The sequence below is a fragment of the Pseudoalteromonas sp. A22 genome (assembly GCF_018141345.1).
Lineage (GTDB): Bacteria > Pseudomonadota > Gammaproteobacteria > Enterobacterales > Alteromonadaceae > Pseudoalteromonas > Pseudoalteromonas maricaloris.
On the sequence record NZ_CP047238.1, the window covers coordinates 2204805 to 2224725 of the forward strand.

General features: G+C 44.4%; 10 protein-coding genes. 8 read left to right on the plus strand and 2 right to left on the minus strand.

The annotated features are described in order from the left end of the window. Positions 1-21 precede the first annotated feature (21 nt). The 7 genes from GSF04_RS14655 to GSF04_RS14685 all read left to right on the plus strand — a co-directional run bounded on the left by GSF04_RS14655 (position 22) and on the right by GSF04_RS14685 (position 16510). The gene (locus GSF04_RS14655; RefSeq protein WP_211857635.1) at positions 22-9363 is read left to right on the plus strand and encodes a hybrid non-ribosomal peptide synthetase/type I polyketide synthase; all 9342 of its coding nucleotides are present in this window, start codon (positions 22-24) and stop codon (positions 9361-9363) included. A gap of 56 nt (positions 9364-9419) precedes the next feature. Further along, the gene (locus tag GSF04_RS14660) at positions 9420-11075 is read left to right on the plus strand and encodes an NAD(P)/FAD-dependent oxidoreductase (RefSeq protein WP_211857636.1); all 1656 of its coding nucleotides are present in this window, start codon (positions 9420-9422) and stop codon (positions 11073-11075) included. Positions 11076-11099: 24 nt separating this feature from the next. After that, positions 11100-11636: a flavodoxin FldB gene (gene fldB, locus GSF04_RS14665; protein ID WP_069022514.1), complete on the plus strand. Its 537-nt coding sequence runs from the start codon at positions 11100-11102 to the stop codon at positions 11634-11636. Between the two features lie 79 nt (positions 11637-11715). Next, a complete protein-coding gene (locus GSF04_RS14670) occupies positions 11716-13380 on the plus strand; it encodes an NAD(P)/FAD-dependent oxidoreductase (RefSeq protein ID WP_211857637.1) in 1665 nt (554 codons plus the stop codon). Next, positions 13373-14338 carry a sterol desaturase family protein gene (locus tag GSF04_RS14675; RefSeq protein ID WP_211857638.1) on the plus strand — a complete coding sequence of 322 codons (966 nt, stop codon included), beginning with the start codon at positions 13373-13375 and terminating at the stop codon, positions 14336-14338. The genes GSF04_RS14670 and GSF04_RS14675 overlap by 8 nt, the downstream gene beginning before the upstream one ends. 4 nt (positions 14339-14342) lie before the next feature. Then, a complete protein-coding gene (locus GSF04_RS14680) occupies positions 14343-15722 on the plus strand; it encodes an MATE family efflux transporter (RefSeq protein WP_211857639.1) in 1380 nt (459 codons plus the stop codon). 2 nt (positions 15723-15724) lie between these two features. Next, the gene (locus GSF04_RS14685; protein WP_211857640.1) at positions 15725-16510 is read left to right on the plus strand and encodes a thioesterase; all 786 of its coding nucleotides are present in this window, start codon (positions 15725-15727) and stop codon (positions 16508-16510) included. Here GSF04_RS14685 and GSF04_RS14690 read toward each other — a convergent pair. Beyond that, on the minus strand, positions 16505-17809 hold the full coding sequence (locus tag GSF04_RS14690; RefSeq protein ID WP_211857642.1) for a hemolysin family protein: 1305 nt from the start codon (positions 17807-17809) through the stop codon (positions 16505-16507). The two genes, GSF04_RS14685 and GSF04_RS14690, sit on opposite strands and share 6 nt — an antisense overlap. Before the next feature lie 161 nt (positions 17810-17970). Here GSF04_RS14690 and GSF04_RS14695 point away from each other — a divergent pair, with 161 nt between their 5' ends. Next, the gene (locus tag GSF04_RS14695; protein WP_211857643.1) at positions 17971-18579 is read left to right on the plus strand and encodes a hypothetical protein; all 609 of its coding nucleotides are present in this window, start codon (positions 17971-17973) and stop codon (positions 18577-18579) included. A 321-nt stretch (positions 18580-18900) separates the two neighbouring features. Here the strand turns inward: GSF04_RS14695 and GSF04_RS14700 are convergent, their stop codons facing one another. Next, on the minus strand, positions 18901-19857 hold the full coding sequence (locus GSF04_RS14700) for an MBL fold metallo-hydrolase (RefSeq protein WP_211857644.1): 957 nt from the start codon (positions 19855-19857) through the stop codon (positions 18901-18903). Positions 19858-19921 lie beyond the last annotated feature (64 nt).

Below are 19921 nucleotides of genomic sequence, written 5' to 3' on the forward strand. Positions count from 1 at the left end.
GATAACTTCAAGGAATGCATTATGGCAATCGAAAATGAACGCTCTGTTCACCCCGCAAACGACACGCTACCGATAGCAATTATTGGCATGGGTTGTCGTTTCCCAGGTCACGCGAATAGTCCTGAATTGTTTTGGGAAAATATTAAACATGGTGTCGATTGCATCATAGAAACCCCAGAATCGAGATGGAATATTGATACTCATTATTCGTCTGTAAAGGCGAATAAAGGCAAATTGAGCTCAAAATGGGGTGGCTATATCGATGGTATCGATAAGTTTGATCCAGCATTTTTTGGGATCACGCCTCGTGAAGCCGAGTTTATGGACCCTCAACAACGTAAATTGCTGGAGGTAACTTGGGAAGCCTTGGAAGATGGTGGGCAAAAGCCATCTGAACTCGCAGGAGAGTCGGTCGGTGTTTTTATGGGTGGGTTTACGCTTGATTATAAAATCATGCAATTCACTAACCCTGATTTTGACAACATTGATGCCCACACTGCGACGGGTGTCATGATGACGATGCTTTCAAATCGCATCTCACATACTTTTGATTTTAATGGCCCCAGCATGTCCATCGATACTGCTTGTAGCTCCTCTATTGTCGCATTAGATATGGCCTGTAAAAGCCTACAGACCGGGGCAAGTAATATGGCACTCGCAGGTGGTGTGCTATTACATTTGGCACCACAATATACAGTATCCGAGTCTAAAGGCGGTTTCTTATCTCCGACAGGTTTTTCTCATGCTTTTGACGACTCCGCAAACGGCTATGTCCGTGCTGAAGGCGCTGGCGTCGTTGTGCTCAAGCGCTTAGATGATGCGATTAAGGATGGCGACCCAATTCATGCGGTGATCTTAGCCACCGGTGTAAACCAAGACGGTAAAACACAAGGGATCACGGTACCGAATGGGGATGCCCAATTGCGCTTGATGAAGGAAACCTATGCCAAAGCGAATATTAACCCCGGTAAAGTGCAGTACATTGAAATGCACGGCACAGGCACACCAGTTGGCGACCCTATTGAAGCAAAGTCTGTTGGAACACTCCTTGGGATCAACCGTGATCAAGCCGATAAATGCTACATTGGCTCGGTAAAAACCAATATTGGCCATACCGAGGCAGCCGCTGGTATGGCTGGTTTGTTCAAAGCGGTCAAAGCCATTCAAAACAAACAGATCCCACCGCATTTACACTTAAAATCAATTAATCCTAAGATTGATTACGCCAATGCGCCGTATGAGATCCCCACAAAACTTACACCTTGGCCTAAACATGAAGGTTTAGCCGTTGCGGGGGTAAACTCCTTTGGTTTCGGTGGAACCAATTCCCACGCGGTTATTCAAGAATACGTTGCGCCAGAAGTGCCTTCAATACCTCCAGCAAATGAGAATGGCTTAAAGCTTTATCCACTGAGTGCAAGAGATCAACACGGGATCCATCGCTTTGCCAAAGCGCATAATGAGTTTTTACAAGATAGCGATGCATCACTCAGTGATATTATTTATACACTGGGTGAGCGCCGTGAACATCACCAATATCGTCATGCAATTTGTTTTAAAAATGCAGAGGATCTGCAACAGCAACTACAAACATTAAGTCATGATGTTGAATTTGCTGTGGCCAACACACTGCGCACACTGAAAAAAGATGAGCAAAAACTCGTCTGGGTCTTCACCGGTATGGGGCCACAATGGTGGGCAATGGGCCGTGAGTTGTACCAATCAGAGCCAACTTTTAAAGCGATGATCGATGAGTGTGATAGCTATATGTCAGCGCTTACAGATTGGTCATTGGTTGATGAAATGCTTGCCGATGAATCAGCGTCAAACATGCAATATACTTGGCTTGCTCAAACGGCAAACTTTGCCGTGCAAGTCGCACTTGCAGCAATGTGGCGTCAACACGGCATTTCCCCTGATGTCATTGTTGGCCACAGTACCGGTGAAGCAGCAGCATTTTATGAAGCCGGGGTCTACTCATTAAAAGATGCTTGCACCATCGTAGTCCATCGAAGCCGTTTACAACATCAATGCCGCAACACAGGTAAAATGATGGCGGTAGGACTCTCTGACAGTGATGTCACGCCTTATCTCAACGACCAAGTTGAAATCGCAGCGGTAAATAGTCCAAACTCTGTCACCCTAGCTGGTGAAGAAAACGCGTTACACAGTATTGAAACACAACTGAGCGAAGCTGGTGTGTTTTGCAAGTTTCTCCGCGTTGAAGTGCCCTATCACAGCCAGTTTATGGAACCGATTAAGGCCGAATTGCTCGAGTGTTTAGCTGGTATTCAAGCTAACACCGCACATACTCCATTGTATTCAACGGTAACAGGAACACTTGCTGAGGGGCCTGAACTTGATGCTAACTATTGGTGGCTCAACGTCCGTCAAGCCGTGCGCTTTGTTGATGCCACCCGCGCAATATTACAACAAGGTTATCAAGCATTTTTGGAACTGGGTCCACACCCTGTGCTTGGCGCATCTATTGCCGAAACCGCAGAAGAACAAAGTTGCTCAAGTGTTGTCGTCTCGAGTATGCGCCGTAAATCCGACGAACAACACACCTATTACCACGCTGTAGCTCAACTATTTGGTTTAGGCTTTGAATTAAATTGGTCAGCCATAAACGGGCGAGGTAAGTTCACTACGTTGCCAACTTACCCGTTCTTGCAAGAGCGCTTTTGGACCGAGCCTGAGTACTTTAATCAAGTGCGTTTAGGGCAAAGTAACCATGCATTCTTGGGCCGTAAGCGCAGTGAGGCTGAACATGTTTGGAACGCGGTAACCGACACAAATCGCGATAGTTTTTTAAGCTGTCACCAAATCCAAGGGAATACCCTCTTCCCTGCTGCTGGCTTTATCGAAATGGCGTATGCTGCAGCCAAAGAGACTTGGGGCAATGGCAGCTATGCACTCGACCACTTTGTCATCGATAAAGCGTTATTTTTGAATAATGAACATGCACCCAATGTGCAATTCATTTTGCACCGTGATGAACCGAATTTTAAAGTGGTAAGCCTTGAAGATGGCAAAACGACCCGCCATGTTCAAGGGACAATCCGCCGAGTACAAAGCGCCAACCTTGCTGAGCCTATTGATCTCAATGCTATTCGTAGTGCTGCCACCAGCGCGCAGCAGCACGATGAGTTTTATGCACACCTAAAAGAGTTTGGTTACGAATATGGTCCATGTTTTAGAGCCATTGAACAGATCTGGGCTTCAGACAACGGCGTGCTTGCCAAGATCTCTTGGCCTACTCAACTTGAGCGAACAGCACAATTTACCCTACACCCAAGTCTATTAGATGCATGCTTCCAGACGTTAGTATTTACGGAACTTGCAGGTGCTAATGCTCAGCAATTTTCTATCCGCTTACCTGTGATGCTTGAGCAGATCTTGCTTTGCGAGCAGAACAATACTGATTTTTGGTGTTATACCCAAATCACTCATCGTGACGACGAAAAAACGGTCGGTGATTTATACCTCTGTGATGAGTCTGGTCAAGTCTTTGGTGTTATCAAAAACTTTATTGCACAAAGCGTTGACTCCGCTGCAAGTGGGATCACCACCAGAACCATAGATAGCTGGCTTTACCAAGTCAATTGGCTTGCAGAGCCTGAGCAGGAAATACAAAAAACTGACACATCAGGACGTTGGGTGCTCCTCGCAGATCAATCAGGAACAGCTGAACAGGTAGCCGACCGTTTAGCTCAGCTTGGCCACTCTAGCTGTATCGTTAAATCTGGAGAATATTTTGATATCGATAGAGACCATTGTCATGCATGGCTGGTTCCCGATTCACGGGATCACCTGTCACAACTTATCGAGACTTTGGGCAAACAAGAAATTCGTGGCGTTGTACATTGCTTTAGTCTAGATAACAACGCGATAGAATCACTAACTCTTGCTCAGCTGCAAAAAGAAAAACGTCAGTCGCTGCATTCATTGTTGAACCTGGCCAAAACCATAATTGAACAAGACTGTAAATTCCCGCTTTACGTGGTAACACGCAACGCTAGCCTCGTTAATAGCGAGCAACTTACCGCGGTGATGTCCGCTTCATTAACTGGATTTAGCCGAGTGCTCGCACAGCAAGAACTGGTTGATAATTGGGGGGGCCTCATCGATATTGATGGTCAAAATGATGCCGAACATATCACAGCCAGATTATTAAGTGACCGCCAAGAAGGGGAAGTTGCTTTTAGGGAAAATCAAGCTTATGTTGCTCGTTTAGAGCTGGCAACGTCACTCCAACCCGCCTTCCCGACTCGCGTACAAAGCCATAAAGCACAGTTGATCACGGGTGCATTTGGTTCAATCGGACAGTTAGTTTGTCAGCTACTCGTCGATAGAGGTGCACGAAACCTCATTTTGCTTGGTAGGAGTCAATTACCTGAGCGTAAGAGTTGGTCAGAGCTTACCCCAAGCGACCGTAACTATGATCGCGTTCGGTTTATTCAACACCTTGAGAGTCAGGGCGTTAATGTCTCGTTATGGCAAACAGACTTAACTCGAGAGCGTGAACTTAACGCGGCCCTTGAGTCTTATCATCTAAGTGCACAAGCACCGATCAACGGATTATTTTTCTGTGCTGGTATCGTGAATGACACCTTACTTGGCAATATGGATACCAGAGCATTTGACGGTGTGTTTGACACCAAAGCGATTGGTGCGTTGATGCTTCACAAAGCACTCAGTAAAGTTGACCTTGAACATTTTGTGCTCTTCTCCTCTGTCGCGGCTCAAGTCACTACCGCAGGGCAAACAAACTATGCTTCTGGCAATGCTTTCTTAGATGCCCTCGCCCACTACCGTCGCAATCAAGGTCTTCCGGCGCTAAGCATCAACTGGGGCCCTTGGGCTATTGGTATGATTGAAGAGCTGGGTCTTGCCGAACATTACAAGAACCAAAGGGGTATGAACTGCATTTCACCAAGTGCGGGGATGGCCGTGCTTGAACGTATTCTAGACCAAGAGCAACCTCAACTCTTAGTGTGTGACGCCGATTGGTCCAAAGTAACCAATTGGTATGCAGGAAAGCCGAGTTTATTTAGTCACTTGGCTACCCAAGAAAACGATAAGCAAAGCCACCAAGAGCAAGAATTTGCTCCTTTATACCAGCAAACAGACAGCGCGCTTCGATTACCGCTTGTTGCCGATCATCTCGCTAATGCTGTCAGCCAAGTATTACGCTGTAAACGAGAGCAAGTGGAATTAGATCTATCGCTCGGTAATCTCGGTATTGACTCTATTATGGCGACAGAGCTGAGAAATAAGATCACCACCCATTTTGGCGAAACCCTAACGATTGTGCGTCTTCTAAGTGGCGCATCTATCAACGAATTAAGTATAGAGCTTAATGACAAACTCGTGGAATCGCTTGGCTTTGAAGTCATAACCACAGAAACATCACAGGTTCAGGCAGTTTCCGAAACCAAGGTTAACTCTATTATCTTATCTGATGCCAATGTGGAAGCTGAGTTCCCACTTTCCTATGGACAAAAAGCGATTTGGTTTATCAATCAACTCAACCCAACTAGCGCTTCCTACAATATCGGCGGCGCGATGCACATTCCTAGTGCCCTGAATATTGACGCGCTGAAAAAAGCCCTTAGTGCTGTAGTTGCTCGCCACCCAATGTTAAGAACAAACTTCTTCTTTAAAGATGGCGAACCCTATCAAAGAGTCTGGACTCATCGTGAGGATGCACTACAAATCATTGATGTAAAAGGTAAGTCTTGGGAAGATATTCAACCTATGATGATTGCAGACAATGAACAGCCTTTCGACCTTGAGCACGACCCGCTGTTTAGACTGTATTTGTATAAACAGAATGATCAAAGCTACTACTTTGCAGTGACGATTTATCACATCATCTCAGATGCATGGTCAAATTACATGTTTATCGATGAAATGCAGTCACTGTATGCGCATTTCGCAAAAAGTGAACCGTTAGCACTCAGCGAGATAACGTCAAACTATGAAAAATTTGTCGATTGGGAAACACGCTTTGTTCACTCTCCACGCGGCGCGGCAAACTATAAGTTTTGGCAGAATCACTTACCTGCAGAGATCCCCGTATTAGACCTTGCAACCGACAAACCTAGACCTGCGGTACTCACCAACGTTGGTGATTCATATCATTTTGAGTTGGATAAAGCCCTTACGTCTTCGTTAAATGCCCTGGCAAAGGCACAAGGTTCCACCATGTTTATGGCGTTGCTTAGCATCTATTACGCAGTCATGCATAAATATACTCAGCAGGATGAAATCATTATAGGCAGTCCTGTGGCCGGTCGTACAAATCCCGAGTTTTCAAACGTCTACGGTTACTTTGTGAATCCCCTACCGCTATGCGCAAGATTTGCTCCCGAAACGCACTTTACTTCGCTTTTAGCGCAGGTGAAAGACATTACCCTCAACGCACTAGATCACCAAGAATATCCGTTTGCGCTGTTAGTGGATAAGCTTGGTATTGAACATGATGCCAGCCGCTCTACGGTATTTCAGGTCATGTTTGTGATGCTCAATCACCGCGTTGAGCAATCACATATGGATGAAAATAATGTCGCGTACTATAAGGGCTTTCCTATGCAATTCATGGAACTGCCTGAAGAAGAAGGTCAATTTGACATTACGCTTTCGACCTATGAAGAAAATGGCGTGTTCAAAGGCACATTAAAATATAATACCGACCTATTCGAAACCGAAACGATAGCGCAGCTGGCTCGGGACTATATCGCACTAACGCGAATGGTCGTTGATAGTCCAAATCGGCCACTTTCAGAGCTTGCCTTAAAAAGTCCAGACGCAATACATGCCTTGGCGACATTTGCTGAAAGTCAACAAAACGCACCTGCATTACCGACTTTGGTCAGCCAAATAGAAAATGCGGCGCAACATAGCCCTGAGCTTCCTGCCCTCAGCATTGCCTGTGAAACAAATGCTGGAGAACTGGCTGCTATTTTAAGCTATCGTGAACTCAACAATCAGGCAAACCAGTTGGCGCGACTAATTAATTCACAGCTAGATGATCAACCTAGTCAAACGATTGCCTTACATTTTGAAAAATCTATCGCATTAGTTGTTGCTTGTATCGCTACGTTAAAAGCAGGTCATCATTTTGTGGTAATTGACCCGCAGCAACCCAATGAACGTAAGCAACTGTTGCTTGAGCAAAGTCGCTGCGCGTTACTACTTTGCGAAGAAGCGCTAACATCAGATCACCCTACACTACTTTGGGAAAGCTTCCAAAGCCAACGAGATGAAATCAGCGAGCACAATTTGGCGTTAAATCATCAGCCAAATGACATCGCGTATATTGTCTTTACTTCTGGCTCTACAGGTACGCCCAAAGCTGTCCAGGTTAGCCATCAAAACTGGGCTACGATCGCTGTGGACTGGTTAGCCCAATTTGATTTAGCACCTACTTCTCATCATTTACAATTGGCCAGCCCAACCTTTGATGTGTTTTGTGGCGATCTCGCGCGCGCATTTTACAATGCGAAGCACTTAGTGTTGTGTCCTAAAAATATGATGCTGAACATGCCGGTGTTGTATGACCTCATTGAGACACAGCAGATTGATACGGTTGAGTTTGTGCCCTCTGTGGTTCGTAATCTCATCTTATTCGCAAAGCAAAGTCAGGTTGGATTTACCAGCTTACGTAGAGTGATTGTTGGCTCTGAGCAATGGCAAATCGCTGAATACCGCGCACTCAAAGGATTGCTACAAGAAGATGCTCGACTATTTAGCTCCTACGGTACATCTGAAGCAACCATAGACAGTAGCTTCTTTGAGGAATCAGAACAGTACCTGGAAACCAGCGCGACTGTGCCTATCGGCAAGCCTTTCAATGCAACGCAACTTATCTTGCTCGATAAGCAAAACCAGTTAGTATCGAGTAACGCAGTCGGCGAAATTGCAATTGCGGGGCAAGGCGTAAGTCTTGGCTATCTCAATAATCCAGAGAAAAATGCCAGCCAATTTATCCAACTTCCCGTGTCAGAAAATAGCACCCTACGGGTATATAAAACGGGTGATTTAGGTAAGTGGGACAAACACGGCAATCTACATATTCTGCAACGTATCGACAACCAAGTAAAAATACGAGGTCACCGCGTTGAGCTTGGAGAAATTGAGTCTAGCATCAACCAGATCCCAGGAATTAAGCGAAGCCATGTAAAAGGAATAGAAGTACATGGGCAAACCCAATTAATTGCCTATTTTGAATCAGAACTTGCGATCGGTACTGAATTTGTCCTCGAGCAGTTAGAGAACCAGCTACCAAGCTATATGGTACCTAGTAAGCTGGTTGCTATTGATCAATTTCCATTACTGAGTAACGGTAAAATCGATGCAGCGGCACTACCACAGGTTGAACTCGCCGAGTTGGTAAGAGCATTCGTAGCGCCTGCCACCTTATTTGAGCAGCAGCTCGCTGAGATTTGGTCCAATATGCTAGGGCAAAAATCCATTAGTCTTCATGATGACTTTTTTGCCCTTGGCGGTAACTCTTTATATTTGATTGAGCTAATGGTCAGGATCCAGTCAGCCTTCAGCATCAAAATGGAAGTTAATCAGCTATTTAGATTTACAACCTTACATGGCATGGCCAGTGCAATTGAAGATGTAGTAACAGGAAAAGAAACGGGCGCGTCCCCTTATCTTATCTTCAATGCAGGCCAATCTACTCGTTTATTTGCCCTACCACCAGCGGGTGGTTACAGCATCGTTTACAAGGCATTTGCCGACGCATTGCCTAACACTGAAGTGATCTCTTTTAATTACCTCGAAAGTGACACTAAGGTTAGCGACTATGCCGACCAAATTATGCAAATTCAACCTCATGGCCCCTATACCCTATTTGGATACTCCCTTGGCGGTAATTTAGCCTTTGAGATTGCGAAGGAACTGGAAAGCCGAGGTCAACGTGTCGGGGATGTGGTGATCTTAGACTCATTCAGGATCACCGAAGCAATCAAAATGCGGGAGCAAGACTTCGCGCACTTTGAGCAAGAGTTAAAAGCACATTTCGCCCGCCACACCGGCTCAAATACGGTACACGAGCATACACTGGCACAAGCGAGAGACTATATCGATTGGTGTTATGAAGTGAAAAACCTAGGTCAGGTTCACGCCAAACTGCACTTTATCGTCGAGCAAAATGCACATGCAGAAGCTGCTCGTCTAACCAGTTGGGATGCAGCATCAGACGCCGAAGTCATTACCTATCAGGGAGTTGGTAAACATGAGGAAATGTTGATGCCCGATATGATGCAGGCAGGCAACGGCGCAATTATGCAAAGTATTCTGCAGGATACCCAAAGCCAGGCGGTAATAGCAACAAACGTGGAGTAACAGCTTGCCCCAAAGCCATCGCTTTGGGGCTTTCTAACGACTTTAAGGACAGAATTATGACCACACAAAGACAATCTATGATCATCATAGGTGCCGGTATGGGTGGACTCTCAACCGGTAGCTATGCACAAATGAACGGCTACAAGAGCGTGATCTTAGAGCTGCACGATATTCCCGGCGGCTGCTGCACATCGTGGGAACGTAGAGATTATATTTTTGATTGGTGTATTAGCTGGCTACTGGGTAGTGGCTCAGGCAACGGCATGAATCAAATCTGGCAAGAGTTAGGTGCGCTGGATGATAAAGAAATTAGAGACTTTGAAATCTTCAATTCAGTTATTGATGAAGAATTAGGAGAAGTACATTTCTACGCAGATCCAGATAAACTCGAAGCCCACCTCTTGAGCATTTCTCCCGCAGACAAGAAACTCATCACACAATTTTGCGATGGCATTCGTGAATTCGTCAAAATGATAGACGCTTATCCCTTTCTGGTGCCAGTTGGCATTATGTCACGCTGGCAAAAGCTAAAGATGATGTGGCCGTTCATCAAAAAATTTAATTTAATCCGCAAATCCATGGCGACATTGATGTCAGACTTTGCCGCTAAGTTTTCACATCCGCTGCTGCAAAAAGCATTTAACGTTATCTTTTATGAGCAACATCCCAGTTTCCCGCTATTACCTTTCTATTTTAATCTGGCCTGCGCAGCGAAAAAAAATGCAGGTGTGCCCGAGGGTGGCTCGTTAGGTCTCGCGCAATCGATGGAAGCAAGATATAAAAAGTTGGGGGGTGACATCATATACAACACCCGAGTACACAAAATCTTGGTCGAAGACAACAAAGCCATCGGTGTTGAACTCAGCGACGGCCAAAAAATGTATGCCGATATCGTGATCTCAGCATGTGACGGTACGGATGTGGTAAAAAACATGCTTGATGGCCAGTATTCCAGCCCTGTGTTAGACAAGCTATACGACGAGTTAAGGGAGACCGATGGTCAAATGTTCCCAGGATACGTCTCTGTATTTTTGGGGGTAAACAAGGACTATACCCATCAACCTCATTGCCGCACCCACTTGTTAGACCAACAAGATCTGGTCCACTGCCCTGGTATGACGCACCCGGGGATCAATGTGCAGGTGCGCAATGTGCACTACCCGCATATCGCCCCAGAAGGCAAATCCGTGCTTTATATCACTTACTTCTCAACTTATGAGCCATGGGCTGAATTAAATAATTTCCAAGAAACAACGGCGACTAAACGCCATCACACTAGGGTCAAGCGTAGCGTTCAATATCGCCTCGCTAAAAAGACCTTAGGTGAATTTATAATCGATAAGCTCTCCACTCATTTTGAGGGACTAAAAGAGCATATCGAATATATCGACATCGCGACCCCTTTGACCCAAGTTCGCTATACCCGCAACAGCAAAGGAACGGTATTGGCGTGGCAGCCATTTTTGGAAAGTGGTGAAAGTTTAGAAGACGAAATAAATGCCAACGGGACAACGGGACTGCCAGGCCTTAGCAACTTTTATATGGCTGGTCACTGGGTGACAACTGGCGGGTTGATCCGTGCAGCAGCTACAGGCAGACATGTTCTGCACTTTGTATGCCGTGATGATGACAAGCCGTTTCAGGCTTGGATCGGTGAAAACCCACTACACCAACCTCAATCTTATAGCGAACAAAAGCAGCATGTTGCTTAACCAAGAGAATTAAAAGGAAATATTATGAGTACTCGTATTGGCCTATTTTATGGCAGCACAACAGGTAACACTGAAGCCGCAGCAGAATTAATAAAAGCAAACCTAAACCAGTTTACCATCGATCTCTTTGATATAGCAGACACCGAATTAACCTTAACCGAGAACTATGAATTTTTGATTTTTGGGATTTCAACGTGGGAATACGGTGGTTTACAGGATGATTGGGAATCACGTTGGGAGAGCCTAGCACAACAGGATTTCAGCGGAAAAATCGTGGCTATCTTCGGTCAGGGCGATCAAGTTGGTTATGACGAGTGGTTTCAAGACGGTATCGGCATCTTACACGATAAACTAACCGAACAAGGCGCCACAGCAATTGGTTACTGGCCAAATTCAGGTTACCACTTCACCAAGTCGAAAGGGCTAAATGAAGACGGTAGTGAGTTTCTCGGCTTGTCGCTTGATGATGATAACCAACCAGAACTCACCGAGCAGCGCATCAACGACTGGTGCCAAGAGATTGCCGTCGTGCTTCAAGAGCTTGCCTGCGAAACAGCTTAAGACGCACTTTGTGTTTTCGCTCGACGGGCTAATTTGGTATTTAAAATGGCTTGTCGAGCATCATTAAAAGAACAAAACTATGTCCGAACAACAAAAGTCTGTGATTATCATTGGTGCTGGTATGTCTGGTCTTGGTACCGCTGCTTATAGCCAAATGAATGGTTATCAATGCACCGTCTTCGAACTGCATGAAACACCAGGTGGGTGCTGCACCTCATGGCAACGAAAAGAATACACTTTTGATTGGTGTATCAGCTGGTTAAACGGCACAGGAACCAACAACGAAATGGCAACCATCTGGGATGAGCTAGGCTGCCTTGAAAACGTGCCTATATACAACACTGAGATATTTAACTCAGTCGTCACGGCTAACGGCGAAAAGATCCGCTTTTATGTCGATCCAGACAAGTTAGAGTCCACTCTAATTGAGCGCTTTCCTGAAGATAGCAAACTAATCATTGAATTGTGTGGACACATCCGAAAACTACGCAAGTGTATGCCGTATTTCCCTTTTCTTAAAAGTAGTGGCTTGATGACATGGTGGGAAAAAAGCAAAATGATGTGGCAATTGCTGCCCTATATGCGCACCTTTATGAAAACGCTTGCTGTCACGATGGAAGACTTTTCTAAGCGCTTTTCAAACCCCACGCTTGCGGAAGCACTCAACTGGATTATTTTTGACCGCCATAGCGAGCTACGATTAATGCCCTTTGTCTTTAACTTAGCTTGTGCTGCAAACCAAAATGCAGGAGTGCCTAGTATTGGTTCATTAGGTCTTGCGAAGCGATTGGCAAATCGGGCAAAAGAGCTAGGGGCAAACATTCATTATAAAAGTAAAGTCGAGCACATTCTCACCGACAATAACCGCGCGGTTGGTGTGCAATTAGCCGATGGCTCTCTCCATTACGCTGATTATGTTGTCGCCAGTTGTGATAGTTACAAACTCACTCGTAAGATGTTGCAAAATCGCTACCCTCACCCTGTGCTGGATAAGCTTTTCACAAAGCTAGAAGAAGATGCAAATAGCGTGGTATTTCCGGGCTGTGTTGCGGTATTTATTGCAGTAAATGCAGACTATTCCGACCATGACCCTTATACCTCATACTTGTTACCCGAATCGATTTCGCGCCAATTGGTCGGTAATTATCATAGTGGGATCGGTGTGCAAATCCGCAATACGCTATATCCAGATCATGCACCAAGTGGCAAGTCAGTCCTTTACGTCACTTATTTATCAAAAAGTGACGCATGGCAAGCGATGGAGCAAAGCGTCGTGCAATCTACGTCTTCAGGGCAAAGTCGTAATCCTTATACACGCAAACGCCGTTCACCCGAATATAAGCAAGCAAAGAAAAAAGTGGGTCAGGCGATAATCGAGTTCCTTAACCAATATTTTGAAGGCCTTACAGACAAAGTTGAGTTTATAGATGTTGTAACGCCATTAACCAGTGAACGTTATACCGAGAACCACAATGGAACAGTTTTAGCTTGGCACCCTTTTGCGCCACTGACAGAAGAATTAGAAAATTACCAAATCAAGCATGGTCCTACTTTCCCGAATCTAGGCAACTTTTATTATACGGGGCAATGGAGTACATTTAGCGGCGTAACACATTCAACGGCCAGTGGCCGCTATGTTGCACAATACCTTTGTCGACAAGATGAAAAACCATTTAGGGTCTGTTATCCAGAACAGCAAAATCCACAGCCGCACCTCACTAATGAGGCAGACAATTATGCCTAGTCCAATCAAAAACCAACTTCGTAGGCTTTGTGCATTTATCTGCTACCCTTTAATCGTTTTGATCCTTATTGGTTACAGTATCTTTGTCTTGCAACAAGACATTGACCTTGGATTAGCGGCATTCTCCAGTGTGCTCATCATCATTGCCTATTTTATTATCATGGAAAGACTAAACCCGTTTAAAACACAATGGCATCCCAGTAAAAAGGAATGGAGCAGAGATGGCTTGTGCTTTATTCTTGTCATCGTATACGGGGCGTTTAGCGAGACACTAGTGCGAGTGATTGCACTCCAGCTCGCTCCTATCGAAAATACATTGAGCTTGGCACAAAATGCCATTCTAGCCATTTTCGTCGGTTCGTTTATCGGATATTGGCTACATAGGTTAGAACATCGTCACCTGTTTCTTTGGAGTTTTCATGGGATCCATCATCGGCCTAACAAAGTCACGGTAAGTAATAACTCTGTCGTTCACTTTTTGGAAGTGTTTTTGAGTGCGCTAGTTATACAAACCTCATTTCTATTGCTGGGTTTCTCAGCCGAAGGGATGTTCATTGCCGGTCAATTTACAGCACTGCACGGATATTTCATTCATGCCAATGTAAATGTTCGTATGGGATGGCTAAACTACATTGTGGCAACACCAGAGCTCCATCGTTTCCATCATAGCGTTGAATTGAAAGAGGCTGGAAATTTTGGCTCTGATTTGAGTCTTTGGGACCAGTTATTCGGGAGTTTTTTTTACCGCCCAGATAGTAGTCCAATTCAAGTTGGAGTTACTAAGCCATATTTATTTCCAAGTGCCTTTGAGGTTGCCAAAGGAATTCTTCATCCATTTCGATGGTTCATCAGTAAACGTGGAAATAGACCAAGATACACCAAATCAACTCCGCTACCTCAAGAATATGACATCGAGTCACGTTCCACTCCCTCAACAGTAGATATTAGGAAAAGGTAGCTGCATGAAAGATCTAACTCAAGGTTCCTTACCTAAGCATCTAGTAGCTATGGCGCTACCCATGTCTATTGGGATGTTTGTGCAAACACTTTATGTGCTTACCGATCTCTATTTTGTTTCAGACTTAGGCAGTGCTCCAGTCGCAGCGCTCAGTTTAATTGGCAATATCATGTTTTTGATTTTCGCCGTCAGCCAGATTTTGAATGTCGGAACGGCAACATTAGTTGCACACGCGGTAGGAGAAAAGGATCAGTCCAGCGCCAATCTTGTATTTAACCAAGCATTATTCGCTTCCGTTGCACTTGGTACCATCTTGTTACTAACTGGTATCTATGGCATCAAATCTTATCTGCACATCACGAGCGAAGATCCCGCAACCACAGAGGCAGCATTAAGCTACTCATACTGGTTTTTACCCTGTTTAGTGCTGCAATTTATTATGACTACAATCGGTGCTGCACTGAGAGGAACTGGTGTTGTAAAGCCAATGATGATCGCGCAAATCGGCTCTCTTATTATTAATATTATTCTGTCTCCCATCTTAATCTCGGGATGGCTATTAGGTATAGAAATGGGCATTGCAGGTGCGGGGCTGGCCAGTTCCATTTCTGTTGTGATAGCCGTGCTGTCACTTTGGTTTTATCTCAATTACGACAAACGTTATTTGGTGCTAGATAGCCAATTGTTTCTAACGTTTCATCGCCACACCATAAAACGGCTATTTTCTGTAGGGTGCCCAGCAGGTGCTGAACTTATTCTGATGTTTGTTTATATGTCGACAACATTTTGGGTATTAAAAGATTTTGGCACCGATGTACAAGCCGGATTTGGAATTGGCTCGAAAGTGATCCAAGCTCTGTTTTTGCCCGTGATGGCCGTCGCATTTTCACTGCCTGCAATAGCAGGACAAAATTACGGCGCAGGGAACTTCAAACGATTTAGACAGGCATTCTATTGGTCTCTGGTCGCGACGTGTAGCTTGATGTTGGGAGTTTCCTTACTCGCAGCACACTTAGGAGCTCAACTCGCCATGCCATTTTCAGAAGACCCACAAGTCATCGAACACACCCGTTACTTTCTATATGTCGTCGCTTGGAGCTTTATCGCAACGGGGGTTATTTTCACTTGTTCGGGATTGTTTCAAGCCTCAGGTAATACGTGGCCACCACTTTACAGTAACACCACAAGGTTATTTACCTTTGTTCTGCCAATCATTTGGTTAGTAAAACAACAGCAACTTACGATTACGGAACTGTGGTATATCACGGTGTTAAGTGTGGTAGTTCAAGCCCTCGTAAGCCTTACGTTTGTGGCTTTCTCGCTACGCGCGACCTACAAACTGCCAGCCACTTTCACAGCAACTAAAAAGAACCTATTGAGTTAACAATGAGCCAAGTCGCATTACAAACATGTAGAGATAGCATAGATTCAAAATGGCTAGTTTTATTAAATAAGCCTAACACCATTCGCAAACAACTCATTTGCTTTCCTTTTGCTGGCGCAGATGCAGCTGTTTATCAAAACTGGGCAGGAAAACTGCCTGAAGATGTCGCTTTATATGCTCTCCAAGCACCCGGACGAAAGGAGCGAAGTCATGAAGCTGCCATTGATAATATTCATACCTTGGTCGCAGCAATAGCACCTATTTTGAGCGAAGCAACGCCATTACCCACCATTTTTTACGGTCATAGCAATGGCGCTTATATTGCGTATGAGCTTGCCCTAGCACTTCAACATAGCAGCTGCAATATAGTTAAACACCTGTTTATTGCTGCAAGGAAGGCACCGCAATATGCGATAAGAAAATCCCCCTACCATACTCTTGACGATAAGAAGTTCATTGCGGCGGTAAATTTAATGGGCGGTTTACCACCGGCTTTGCTCAATGATATCGAACTGCAACAACTGATGCTGCCAACGTTAAAAGCGGATTTTAAGCTGGGAGAGACCTATCAATACGACTCGGCTTGTAAACTCGACGTGCCTGCAACCGTGTTATATGGTACTCGGGATAAAGCAGCAACAGGGACGGATATGCACCATTGGGAAAGTTGCTTTAAACAAGGTATCACGCCTAAAGCGATACCTGGACGGCACTTTTTTATGCAGGATTCCTCGGCTTTGGTGCTAAAAGAAATCAACGCGGTGTTAGAAACACTGAGCCCCTTATAGTTGGGGCTCTTTGGTTACTTCAATTTGCCTAATGGCCAATCCTTGAATTTCTATTACTTTAAACTTAAAGCCATCAACTTCTAACGCCTCTCCTTCGACAGGAAAATGCTTTAGCCTGTGGATCACAAAACCGGCTAAGGTTTCTATGGCTTCAATCGGTTCAAACTCGTACTCAATCACCGAAGCTTGAAAGTCCTTAATCGACATATCACCCTGCACTAGCCATCGGGTGTTATCCTTTTGTCTAAATTGGGCTTCTATTGCTTGGTCGTCTTTCAGTGCAATTAAATTCAAGATGCTGGATAACGTTACCATCCCGACCACAGTTGAGAATTCATTGATCACCACCGCACAGTTGCTTTCATGACTTTTCAGCCCATCTAGCGCATCGGAAAGGCTTAGAGTATCAAGTAAAATTACCGGCTTATGGAATTCTTGTTGTTGACCATCCAGTAACGGCTTTTTAGCCAAAATATTACTAAGCAGTTGTTTGGCTTCAGGTGCAGCTATCACTTTGTCGAGCGAGCCGTCACACAGTAGATACTGTTGAAAACTGTGCGCTTGAATTAACGTGCTCAGATTTTCTTCTGGTTCTTGAATGTCTAACCACACGATTGCATCGCGATTGATCATCGCTTGGGTAATATTAGTCTGGTTAAGGTCGAGCACGTTGCCAATGATATTGTACTCATGCTCGCACAGTTCACCCTGCTCAGCACTTTGATCAACTACCGCATAAATATCGTCACGCGTTACCTGTTCGTCACGCTCATTTGGTAAATTGAATAGCTTTATAATCCAATCGGCGAACACGTTAAATAGCCAGATAATAGGCTTAAAAATCCAAACGCTGGCAAGCATTAGATGGATAAATCGCATCGCGATAGTTTCTGGAATGACCATAGCTATTCGTTTTGGCAATAAATCCGCAAACAATACAAATAACGATGTGATCAGTAAAAACGACACCACTGTGGATATTTGCAATAACATCGAAGCATGAGCCGCAACGTCGGCAAACATAAAGCTTGCAACCCAGTTTAGTAGTTGCAATACATAAGGGGTAAAAACCGACTCACCTATCATACCCGCAACAATTGCCAAGGCATTGAGTACCACCTGTACCGCAGCAAAAAACTGATGCGCATTGGCCTGCAAATACAATACTTTCTTGGCTCTAACGTCACCAAGATCAAATAAGGTTTGTAATTTAACTTTGCGTGCCGCTGCCAATGATATTTCACACAGCGCGAAAACTGCACTCAAGCTAATGAGTAACAACACCCAAAAAAAGTCCACAGATACACCTAAAAAAGAAAGCGAGAATTCGACGCGATGTATACGCCTATTTTATGACTTTAGCAATGTAATTCGCGTCAAATAATTAAATTTTTGTTGCCAATCTCGTACCGATTATCGTACTGTTCGCGACGAATAAAAAAGTACGTCAAGGAAGGAAAATGACAAAACTGATACACACCCTCAAATTAGCTCTACTCACAACGATATTGTTCTGCTTTTCAACGGCATGTTCAACCTATCATGAGATCACTAAAACCACGTCTTATCAAGATGAAATCTCGACCTTTTTAAAAACTGAAGACGGTAAACATGTCATCTTTGTTGGAAAAGAGCATCATTACATACTGCGTACTGATCCCACCTTAGCCAAGCTACTCGATAGCCCGCTTTTAGCATTTATCTCTCTTGAAAGAAATGACTTTCACATCAGTTCAATGCGAAGCGTAGAAGGAAAGGTTGATATTCTATTAAGTCCTAATACACCGAACGAGATAGAAGCAAAGGCCCAAGACTATGGTTTTAAGTCTGGTCGTGTTTCTGTCAAACTTGTTGGTGATAGATATGATAATCGGGACCTGAACTTTGCTCACTTCAAACAATTTGAGCACCCACTCGTAATCCACTTTAGCGTTGCACAAAGTTTTTCAGAAAAGGCATCAGCAGCGATTACGACACCACTAAGAGATATCGCAGAAGGCGCTATTTTTTTATTAGCTGTCCCTGTCATTGCAATATTATGCATGGGTGAAAAAAGGTGCCTACACTAAACACTTTACGAAGGCTAAATTCAGCCTTCACATTATCTTTTCGCTGAATACCCTAACTAAATCATCAATATCTTTGACAAAGTACAAAAATGTAGTGCGATAAAAAACCACTCTGAAAGATATTTCCATGATAATAATTCAGGTCAAGCTCATCGATCTCTGTCGGTGTAATCCCGCAATGTCAGTGATTACATTACTGATTGGACTAAATTCGCTTCACTTGTCCGTGTACTTAACTTTCCTATGTTTAACGAAAGTGATAACCAAAATCACCAACGCCAGTAGCTGAAAAAGCCAAATAGCGGAATAAATCCAAATGGCTCAACGAGCGATGTAGCCAGCCTTTACGCCCTCACTTAAAGTAAAGCTGTCCCCCACAGAGCCCACCACCATTTGCTTACGGTTTGACTTCATCAATTCACGCAGCACGTATAGCGAGTTAATACCAGTACAATGTGCACCCATCATATTCTTTAAGCCAAACTGCTGTAATTTACCTGCTGTCCATGCCAAGTGTTTATCATCCGCATTCATTAAATGGAATCCGCCTATCGCCGTCGTAATATCTGCGGGGTGGATCGTTTTTACTATGTGTTCCATCGTGTTGATGATACCCGCGTGCCCGCAACCAGCTATTAATACAAAGCCATCTTTGGTATTTATCACCAGTGACATATCTTCTGGAATGTTATCTTCTATATCGCCGTGCTTACCTTCAATTTTGCTATTTCCACTCCAATTATGTTCGGGGTGAATGCGCTCAACATAGCCTGTTAACCAAACACCTGGGTAAATTTCCTGCGCCTCACTGTATTGTTTGAAAATCACACCTTGTTTTTCAAGCGCGAGCTTCATCGCGTGCATGCGGTTTTCTCTACCTGCACGTTTTGCGAAAATACCGTGACCAACATGAACGCGAGACATCGCTTTTGCATTCTTTTTACTCAGCTCGGTCCTTAACGTTTCTAGTCCACCGGTGTGGTCGCCATGATTATGACTTAAAATTACATCTTCTACATCAGACAAATCGATCCGCAAGTCTCGCGCATTTTGCAGTACTGTTTGCGGCCGATTACCAGTATCAAAAAGAATTTTTCGGCCGTCCACTTCAACTAGTGCTGCATATCCCCACTCGCCAATGCCACTATCCGCAAGCATGGTCGACAGCGTAGTGATTTTGAGTGCTTTGACTTGGTGAGGAGTTTCACTGGCAGCCGCTGTCCGTACCGTAATGAGCCACCACAAACAAATTAGACACAAAATATGTATACGGTGCATAAGAATTCCTTTTGCGTATTTTGAAGTTAGATATTGACGAAACTAACTGGATATTGAATAAAAA

Coding starts and splice junctions, on each gene's coding strand:
- GSF04_RS14655 (WP_211857635.1), top strand. CDS start 22: ATGGCAATCGAAAATGAACGCTCTGTTCACCCCGCAAACGACACGCTA.
- GSF04_RS14660 (WP_211857636.1), top strand. CDS start 9,420: ATGACCACACAAAGACAATCTATGATCATCATAGGTGCCGGTATGGGT.
- fldB (WP_069022514.1), top strand. CDS start 11,100: ATGAGTACTCGTATTGGCCTATTTTATGGCAGCACAACAGGTAACACT.
- GSF04_RS14670 (WP_211857637.1), top strand. CDS start 11,716: ATGTCCGAACAACAAAAGTCTGTGATTATCATTGGTGCTGGTATGTCT.
- GSF04_RS14675 (WP_211857638.1), top strand. CDS start 13,373: ATGCCTAGTCCAATCAAAAACCAACTTCGTAGGCTTTGTGCATTTATC.
- GSF04_RS14680 (WP_211857639.1), top strand. CDS start 14,343: ATGAAAGATCTAACTCAAGGTTCCTTACCTAAGCATCTAGTAGCTATG.
- GSF04_RS14685 (WP_211857640.1), top strand. CDS start 15,725: ATGAGCCAAGTCGCATTACAAACATGTAGAGATAGCATAGATTCAAAA.
- GSF04_RS14695 (WP_211857643.1), top strand. CDS start 17,971: ATGACAAAACTGATACACACCCTCAAATTAGCTCTACTCACAACGATA.
- GSF04_RS14700 (WP_211857644.1), bottom strand. CDS start 19,857: ATGCACCGTATACATATTTTGTGTCTAATTTGTTTGTGGTGGCTCATT.